Raw genomic sequence first — 8,380 nt, forward strand, 5'->3', positions numbered from 1 at the left:
TAATTCTTCTAGTTCGGGGTGACAAAGAACTTCTGTTCGTCAGACTACCAACTGACTCCCCGACCGCCGGAGCTCCGAGAACGCCTTGATCCCCGTCGAAGTAGCAGTTGCAATTGGCCGCAACTCAGGGCCTGCCTCCGTCTTCGACACCATCACGACGTTGTCGACATACGGCTGAATCGTGCTGGTGTTCTGGACCGTGGCGACGATGATCAGCTGGAACCCGAACTTGCGGAACGCCGAGAGCGCTTGCTGGGCGAACTGCGGGTCGGACTTGGAGAACGCCTCGTCGAGCATCAGTTGGGCGAAGATTGGCCGGTTGTCGTTGCCGTGGGGGCTGGCCAGGTTGAAGCTCAACGCACCCGCGAGACAGAAGGCCATCAGTTTCTCCTGCTCGCCGCCGGAGTTGTCGCCCGCGTTGGAGTAGGTACGGATGGTCTCCCCCGACTCGGCGTCGTGCTCCTCGCAGTAGAAGTCGAAGCGATTGCGCACGTCGAGGGCGTCGCGCGTCCACTGGCGGTCCTCCGGGGTGTTGCCGGCGAGGCGTTCGCGCAGCAGCAGGATGTCGGAGTACTGCTCGAGGATGGCCTGCTCGTCGCCGAAGCTGACGGCGGTCGCGCGGTTGGAGATCTGGCGGGCCTTCTCGGTCAGCTCCTCGACCGCGGCGAGCTTCTTGCGACCGGGACGCAGCCGTAGGCGGGTGCCGCGGTTGAACGCGACCGCTCCGAGACCGGTGTTGACGCGCTCGATCTGCTCGACGATGCGACGTTCCTCGGCGTCGGCGGCCATGTGCAGGCCCAGGATCGCGCCCGGCGCCTGCTCGGTGATGAGGCGGCGCATCCGCTCGTAGGCGGCCGGCAGCTCACGCTCGTCGATGCGGCGGCAGACGGCGACGTAGTCATGCAGACGCTCGTCGAAGTCGTCGCTGTCATTCGGGATGGCGTCCGGGAATTCCTCGTCGTAGGTGTCGAGGATGCGGGCGAGCTCGTCGCGGGAGCGTCGAGCATCTGACCGCATACGGTCGCGCTCACGGCTCGCGGCCTTGACGATCTCCTGGCGGTACGGCTCCGGGTTGAGCACGTCGAGAGTCGCCGAGAGGTCCTCGCGGAAGCCGTCGAGTGTCTTCTCCGCCTGGGCGGGAACGTCTTCAGGCTTCAATCGGTCGATGAGGTCCAGGAGCTGGGTGCGCCGGGAGTCCTGGCGGGCGATCTTGTCTTTGACCAGCGCGGCCTGCGAAATCGCGTTGCGCACCTGCTCCCACAAGTCCTCCGCCTTGCGCTGCAGGGCTTCGACGTCGGGGTTCTCTTCGATCAGCAGGTCGTACTGGTCGGTGAGCTGGTCGACCCGGTCATCCACAGAGTCGACGTCGATCTCGTTCCACTGCGTGAACTGCTCGCACACACGGCGATACGCGTCGCGGCGTCGTTCCTTGGCGCTGCGCTCACGGTCGAGCTCGGCGCAGTCCTGACGGGCATCCTCGAACGCCCGCTCCTCGTACTCGAGTTCGTCGCGCAGGGCGGCGATCTTCGACGCGACGTCGCCGACGAAGATGTACTGCGACCGGCGGAGCTGCTGGCGGTCGTCCTTCACCGCGAGCTTCGCTGAATCCTTGCGCAGGCCCTGGTCGGTGACGGCCTTGGCGTGCTGGGAGAACTCGCCGGGACTGTCTACGCACATGTGGTTGCCCAGCTTCGACAGCACCGTCATCGCCTCGGCGGCACACGGGTGCGAGGCGTCGACGGGACGCAGCTTCGAGGCCAGGGTCCCCGGCTCCAGAACGGGCATCGGGCGAGAGTCGGCCTGGTGCAGCTGGATTCGGCCGCGCATGTCGTGCGAGTTCACGAACCGCAGGGCGGCGCGGAAGTGCTTGTCGGGCACCAGCAGGCGCAGACCGACGTTGCGCAGCACCTTCTCTACGGCCAGGCGCCAGCGCTCTTCGTCGGGGTCGAGTTCGACGAGTTCGGCAACGTACTTGAGCTCGGACTCGTCGATCTGCAGTCCGTGGGCGATGGCGCGGCGCATCTCGTGCTCGGTGCGCGGGAGCGCGGAGCCGGCGTTCTCGACGCGGCCGAGCTCCTCCATCGCAGCGTCGCGACGGGTCCGCGCGGCGACCTCGCTGGCCAGCGCCTCGGCGTAGTGGGCGCGACCGGCGTCGAGCTGGCCGTCGATCTTGGCGGCCTCCTCGGTGAGTTCCTCGCGCAGCAGCCAGAACCCCTCGGCCCGGGTGGGCGGGGTGAAACCGAGCGCGGAGACCTTGTCTTCGTACGCGTTGCGTCGGGCGGTGACCTCGGTGCTGAGTTTCTGTGCGCCGCCGAGCTGTTCGCGCAATGGGGCGAGATCACCGGTGGAAGTGGCGATCCGGGACAGCAGCAGGCTGTGGTCCTGGCGGAGCTGGTCGTGCTGGGTGGTCAGTGCGGCGAGATCACCGTCGAGGCGGGTGATCTGGTCGTCGAGGTCGGCGACCTCGGGCTGCGCGTTGTGGATCCGCAGGTTGTTGACGTAGCCGCGGATGGTGGTGTTGTCGATGGTGTCGAGGACGGAGAAGGTGGCCGCCTCCCCCGCGTACCGCTCGTGCACCTCCTCGATGTTGCCGAGGATGGTGCGCTTGCGGCGCGCGACGTCGAGCAGTTCGCGGGCTTCGACGAGCGGATCGATCTGGTCGAGCGCATCGGCGATCCCGACGATGCTGGTCGGGGCGTCGAGCATGAACTCCCGCACGAACTGCGCGAGACCGCCGACGCTCTTGAGCGACTTGGCCTTTCCGAGGAGCTGCTGCGCGGCGTCGGAGCCGCGGATCCCGATGAGCGAGTACAGCGTCGAGAGGTACTTGCCCTCGCCGGGGCCGCCACGCCAGCCGCGGTCGCGGAATTTGGCCGAGTTGTAGTTGTTGGCGGCCCACTCGTTGCAGGCCTCGACGATGTCGGCGTCGCCGTCGTAGATGAAGTACGAGCTGTGCGCGTCGGTCATCTTGCCCGCGGCAAGCCATTTCAGCACCAGGCCGGTGATGGCTTGGCCAGAGCTGGAGGTGTAGGTGACCGCGATGGCCGCCCACGCCGGGCCGGTGCCACGGAGGTACATGATCTCGCGGTGGGCGTTGGTGCCGTCGCGCCGCTCACCCCACGCCCCGCGCACGTACTTGCCGACCGTGCGCTTGCCGCTGGAGGAACCGGCCGCCGTCGCATCGCCCGAAGCGTTGAAGTTGCGCCGATGATCCGGCAGGAACGCCAGCGAGATGGCGTCGAGCAACGACGACTTGCCGCTACCCGACGACCCGGTGATCAGAGAACCGTTGGGACTGAACGGGATCGAGTGATACCCGTCGAACACGCCCCAGTTGATCAGCTGCAACCGGGACAGGTGGTACTGGTCGACCTGCCCGCTCACCAGTCGTCTCCTTCGTCGTTCTCGCCGTAGGCATTGTCGAGGTCGGCTGCGTCGTCGTCCCGCTCGGCAGGCTCGTCGGCGAGGTCCTCCGGTGGCACTTCGCCGGTGTCTCCGGACCCGATGAACTGCTCGAATTGCCGTTGTAGGTCGGTGATCACCGACGCCGTCATCACCGCGGAGATCACCGGGCTGACGATGAAGGTGTCGGCGTCGTCGCGCTGCTTGCGCAGGAACTCGAGCTCCTCCATCTTGTCGAGGGCGCGTTCGATGCGCTTGTCGAAGAGTGCGAGGTCGCGGTCGATGGTGTTGGTGACGCCGGCGAACAGCTCGTGGATCTCCTCGCGGGTGATCAGGACCGGCTCGTCGCGAGCGGCCCGCACGTACTTGGCCAGGTGCAACGCCAGGATGGCGTCGTAGGTGTGAATCGTCTCGCGCTTGAGGATCTTTCGGCCCCACCGGGAGTCGTAACCGGCCTGCTCGACGAAGGCGACCTGCAGTTCGTCGACGATGCGCAGCCGGAGGTCGAGTTCGGAGAGGCGGCCGCGCAGCACGTCCTGGTACTCGGCCACCCACGACCACAGCTGCGGTTGCCGGTCGCCGCTGATGTAGCGGCGGGTCAACAGGTTCTGCAGCGCCCAGCACGCGCGGTCGGGCAGCTCGCTGACGTCGCCGTCGAAGCGCGGAGCGTTCGGCGTGTGGGTGGCCGCGCGGTTCGCGACGGTGGGCAGGTCGTCGAAGCCGGCGAATTCGTCGGGGGTCGCGGGGGCGCTGGTCTCGGGGTCGGACTTGGGGTCGCCCTTCGTGGCTCGCTGCGCTCGCACCTCAGGGGGCAGAGGGTCGTCCGCTCGCACCTCGGGGGGCAGAGAGTCAGCTTCGCTCTCAGTGGGCATGTCGCCCTTCGTGGCTCGCTGCGCTCGCACCTCAGGGAGCAGTTGGTCAGCCTCAGGGGGCAAAGATGTCATTCGGCGTCGACCTCCGCAGTCGGAATCGGTTCGGTGAAGGTCAGGTCGGGCACTTCGATGGCGTGGTCGTCGCCGATGAGGGACCGGAAGCGGACGGTGGTCATCGGTACCTTCTCCCCTGCCGCCTGCTGTTTCGAGGCCCACGACCACAGGACGATGACGTGCGCGAGGTACGGCTCCTCGAGTCCTCCGATGACGTCGGCGAGCGCGACGGGTCCGGCGGCGACCGCGGCATTGACGGTGTCGGTGAGTTCGGTCGTGTCGACCTGGCCCGACAGCGAGGCGAACGAGGTGAGGTCGGCGTCGACGACGGACGGGAGCGCCGGCGCGGGCGGCACGTGTTCGCGGATCTCGAAGGCGAGGCGGCCGATCGAGTTCACCGTCGGCGCGGCCAGAGGCAGCTCGTAGCCGATACGACGGTCCGCGAGCGACGTCTTGAGCAACTCGTTGGCCGTGGCCAGGGCGTCGTTGAGCTGTCGGGCGAGGCCGCGGCTCTGCTCGAGCGTCCCGGACGCGACGAAGCGTCGAATACGGCGTGCACACCGCTGCCGGGTGCGGCCGACCTCGGCCATCTGCTGGGTCACGAGACCGAAGAAGTTGTCCATCACCGACCGCAGGCCCGCGTCCATGCCCGGGAAGCTGGCAATGATGGTCTCGATGTCGGACTTCAGGCGGGCGCGACGCTCCGGATCCTGGATCAGGTGCGAGAACGCCTGGTACGACGCGGACTGCGGCGAGTCGAGGAGCGCCTCGTAGTCGTCGAAGAGCTGTCGCTGGCGGTCGCGGTAGACGAGGTCGGAGTCGCCGGGGTCGTCGAGCAGCGCGGTGGTGATGCGGTCGAGCATCGTGCCGTACTGGCCGATGTCGGAGATGATCTGCTCCATCTGGTAGCCGATGGTCCGGGCGGCGTCCTCGGCCACGCGCAGGTCGACCGGGGGGCGTCGGCCGGCGTCGAGGTCGGCGAGTTCGGCGTCGAGGTCGGACATCTGCGCCTCGATCTCCGAACGGATCTGGTCCGGGTCGTTGCTGACCTGACCGGCGACGCGTCGGAGCTCGGCGGCGATACCGGTGATGGATCCGCCGGTGGCGATCGAATCCTCGCGACGCTGACGTCGCATGAAGTCCAGGACCGATCGTGCCTCGCTGGTCAGGTGGCACAGGTTGGGGGCGTGCGGGTCGGTCGTGTCGGTGACGCGGTGCAGCCAGCCCTGCCGAGCCCAGAGTTTGACCAGTTCGAGGCCGGTGGCCTGATCGGTGAGGTCGAGGTCGGCGAGGTCGCGGTCCAGCCGCACGGTCAGCTCGGTCTCCGACAGTTTGGCGCCGTAGTCGAGGTGACGTTCCATCAAGGTGACGTAGAGAGCCGAGTTGGTGGCCGCGAAGAGTCGCCCTACCGCCGACTTCTGGATCGAGCGGTTCGATTCCCACGCGTCGGATAGCGTGACCTGCACGGACTCGGCGCCGCTCGATGCGCCGGGGGCCTCGACCGGAGCCGGGAAGGCTGAGAACTCCATCGCCGCCTCACGGGGATCTCGGGGACTAGAGGACCCGGGTAGTTTGCCACGCCCGGCGGCCGCCGCCCCACCCGGTGGGTCGCGTGTCCAGCCGGGCATCGGCACGCTCGTTACGCTTGGCGGCATGGTGATGGCTGATCGTCCGGAGGTCCAGACCGCGTCGGCGCCGGTGACCGCGCTGACCGTCGTCGGACTCGCGCAGAGCATGATCAACGGCCTCGCGCGGGTGCCGTTCCGCAAGCCGTGGTCGGGCCCGTCCGGGCTGCTCGACAACCTCGGCCAGTCCGTCACCCGCCAGACCATCCGCGCGTTCATGGGCTACTCGATGGGACTGCCGATCGAGGAGTTCCGGTCGATGGAGAAGATTCTCGACGACGTGTGCCGCGTCGTGATGCCGCCCTTCGTCGAGCTGACCGACGGCGTCGAACTCACCGATGACACGATCGGCGGCGTGCCCGGGCTATGGTGTCGCGCCAAGGCGAGCTCTGACGCGTACGTCGACGACTGTGACGACAAGCAGGAGATCGGCGCGACGATCCTGTACCTGCACGGCGGCGGGTACATCGGCACCTCGCCGATGATGTATTCGGCGTTCGCGTCGTCGCTCGTGCGGATCTCCGGCCACGAGGTGTTCATCGCCGACTACCGGATGGCCCCCGAATTCCCGTTTCCCGCAGGCGTTCACGACGCCGCCGACGTCTATCGCGGGCTGCTGGGCCGCGGCGTCGACCCGGAACACATCATCGTCGCCGGCGACTCCGGTGGCGGTGGGCTCGCGGCGTCGTTGGTCGCCTACCTTCGGGACCACGACTTGCCGCGTCCGGGCGCTTTGGCGTTGTTCTCCCCCGAGATCGACCTCGACCTCGACCATCCGTCGATCACCGACAACGCGCCCTACGACATCCTCCCCTGGAGCATCCCGGTCACGCCGTACCTGCACGGCGTCCAGCCCAACGATGCACGGGTGTCGCCCATCAACGGTGAACCCGATCCGGCGTGGTTCCCGCCGACGTTCGTGTGCTGGGGCGGAAGCGAGATGTTCCGCGACGGCATACGCGACTTCGCGGCACGGCTCGAGGCGTCGGAGGTGCCGACGCACGCCATCGAAGAACCCGGTATGTTCCACGTCTTCCCGATCCTCATGCCGTGGGCCGAGGCGTCCAAGCGCGTGTTCCGGGCGTTGTCGGAGTTGGCGGACGGGCACGTCGAAGGAGACCCGGAGGCTGTGCAGACGCACTGAGGGTTGTGGATGCCCTTTGTGGCTCGTCGACCTAGACGCGCTCCTCCGTAGCTTGCTCGGCCCGGCGGCTTGCGCTCCTCACACCTCAGTACTTGCGGCCTGACGGCCAGCGTGGACCACGAAAGACCTGCCTCGAGGCTACGGGCCGCACCTGCTTTGGTACCGCCTCATCTCCCAGCCGGGGAAGCTATACCAGCACGCGCGAATCGAGCTCAGACAGCGCGCCTGTCTCGCGCGCACTACCCCGTTCGTGACCAACAGACCTCAACTCGACTCCTGGACTTCGATCGAAGTCCATCGGTCGAGTTGAAGTCTGCCGGTTGCCCGCCCGGACCGTCGATCTCGCCGTTCTTTCGAACTAGGGAGCAGCGGTTTGCGGACTTTCGGATCAGGGCGAAGAGCGTCGCTCAGTTCGTTGGTGACGCTCACTCACCCAAGGACGAACGCGAGCAGGAAACCCGCCGCGGTCGCAAGGCCGACCCACCAACCACCCTCACGGTAGGCCTCGGGCATCAGTGAGTTGGCGAGTACACCAAGCGTGGCTCCACCGGCAAAGGCCTGGACGACGCTGATCGCGGTCGGTGAGATGGTGTCGGCGACGGCATAACCGCCGACGGTGACCGCCACCAGGACGACGGCGGTGAACGTCCACATCGCGAGCGCCGAGCGGCCCGAGGCGTCGTGCTCGCGGCGCATCAACGACGCGCCGCTCACCGCTTCCGGCACGTTACCGACGGCAATCGCCACCACCAGCACGAGCGAGCCGCCGGCGGTCAATGAGACGCCGAGCGCGGTGTTCTCCGGCACGCCGTCGAGGAAGACGCCGATCATCAGTGCGGGACCGATCGCCGACGACCCGAGCTTGGTCTCGACGAGCCGGTCGGCCACGACGTATACCGCGGTCCCGGAGAACAGCGCGAGGGCGGCGACTCCGGTGCCGGCCTGGGTAAAGGCGGGTTCGAACAGTTCCGTGGAGACGGCGGCGATCATCGTGCCCGCGCCGAACGCCATCAGCGTCGCAAGGATCGGATTCGGCAGGTTCCAGCGCAGACCGATCGCGGCACCGACCGCAATCGGAATGGCAGTCGCGAGGCCGTACAGAACCGCGGTGAGCATGTGCACAAGGTTGCTACGTGTCGCGGGCGATGGCGAGTGCGGCGCGCGGAGGTGTGGTGGCTTGGTTGCGGAGACCCTAATGGGGATGGATCGGCTTCCTTTTGGGGGATGCTGGTCGTGTGAGCCTTCCCGGTCGGTGACCACTGCTGGACCCTGAAACGGTGTCG

The 8,380-nt window shown here is 67.4% G+C and carries 5 protein-coding genes; 1 reads left to right on the top strand and 4 read right to left on the bottom strand.

What is annotated here, in order from left to right; genetic code table 11:
• Positions 1-39 precede the first annotated feature (39 nt).
• Genes ACFVHY_RS16020 through ACFVHY_RS16030 form a run of 3 tightly spaced genes read right to left on the bottom strand, consistent with a single transcriptional unit; the run spans position 40 to position 5,857 of the window.
• Positions 40-3,384 carry an ATP-binding protein gene (locus ACFVHY_RS16020; RefSeq protein WP_390273549.1) on the bottom strand — a complete coding sequence of 1,115 codons (3,345 nt, stop codon included), beginning with the start codon at positions 3,382-3,384 and terminating at the stop codon, positions 40-42.
• Positions 3,381-4,346, bottom strand: coding sequence for a DUF4194 domain-containing protein (locus ACFVHY_RS16025; protein WP_390273551.1), 966 nt, complete (start codon positions 4,344-4,346; stop codon positions 3,381-3,383). Before ACFVHY_RS16025 ends, ACFVHY_RS16020 begins: the two co-directional genes overlap by 4 nt.
• Entirely contained in the window at positions 4,343-5,857 is a 1,515-nt protein-coding gene (locus tag ACFVHY_RS16030) for a DUF3375 domain-containing protein (RefSeq protein ID WP_390273553.1), read from the bottom strand. Before ACFVHY_RS16030 ends, ACFVHY_RS16025 begins: the two co-directional genes overlap by 4 nt.
• A gap of 124 nt (positions 5,858-5,981) precedes the next feature.
• Here ACFVHY_RS16030 and ACFVHY_RS16035 point away from each other — a divergent pair, with 124 nt between their 5' ends.
• Positions 5,982-7,097 carry an alpha/beta hydrolase gene (locus tag ACFVHY_RS16035; protein ID WP_390273555.1) on the top strand — a complete coding sequence of 372 codons (1,116 nt, stop codon included), beginning with the start codon at positions 5,982-5,984 and terminating at the stop codon, positions 7,095-7,097.
• A gap of 429 nt (positions 7,098-7,526) precedes the next feature.
• Here the strand turns inward: ACFVHY_RS16035 and ACFVHY_RS16040 are convergent, their stop codons facing one another.
• A complete protein-coding gene (locus ACFVHY_RS16040) occupies positions 7,527-8,213 on the bottom strand; it encodes a ZIP family metal transporter (RefSeq protein ID WP_390273557.1) in 687 nt (228 codons plus the stop codon).
• Positions 8,214-8,380: the final 167 nt, after the last annotated feature.

The sequence above is a fragment of the Gordonia sp. NPDC127522 genome (genome assembly GCF_042672305.1).
GTDB classification, from domain to species: domain Bacteria; phylum Actinomycetota; class Actinomycetes; order Mycobacteriales; family Mycobacteriaceae; genus Gordonia; species Gordonia hongkongensis.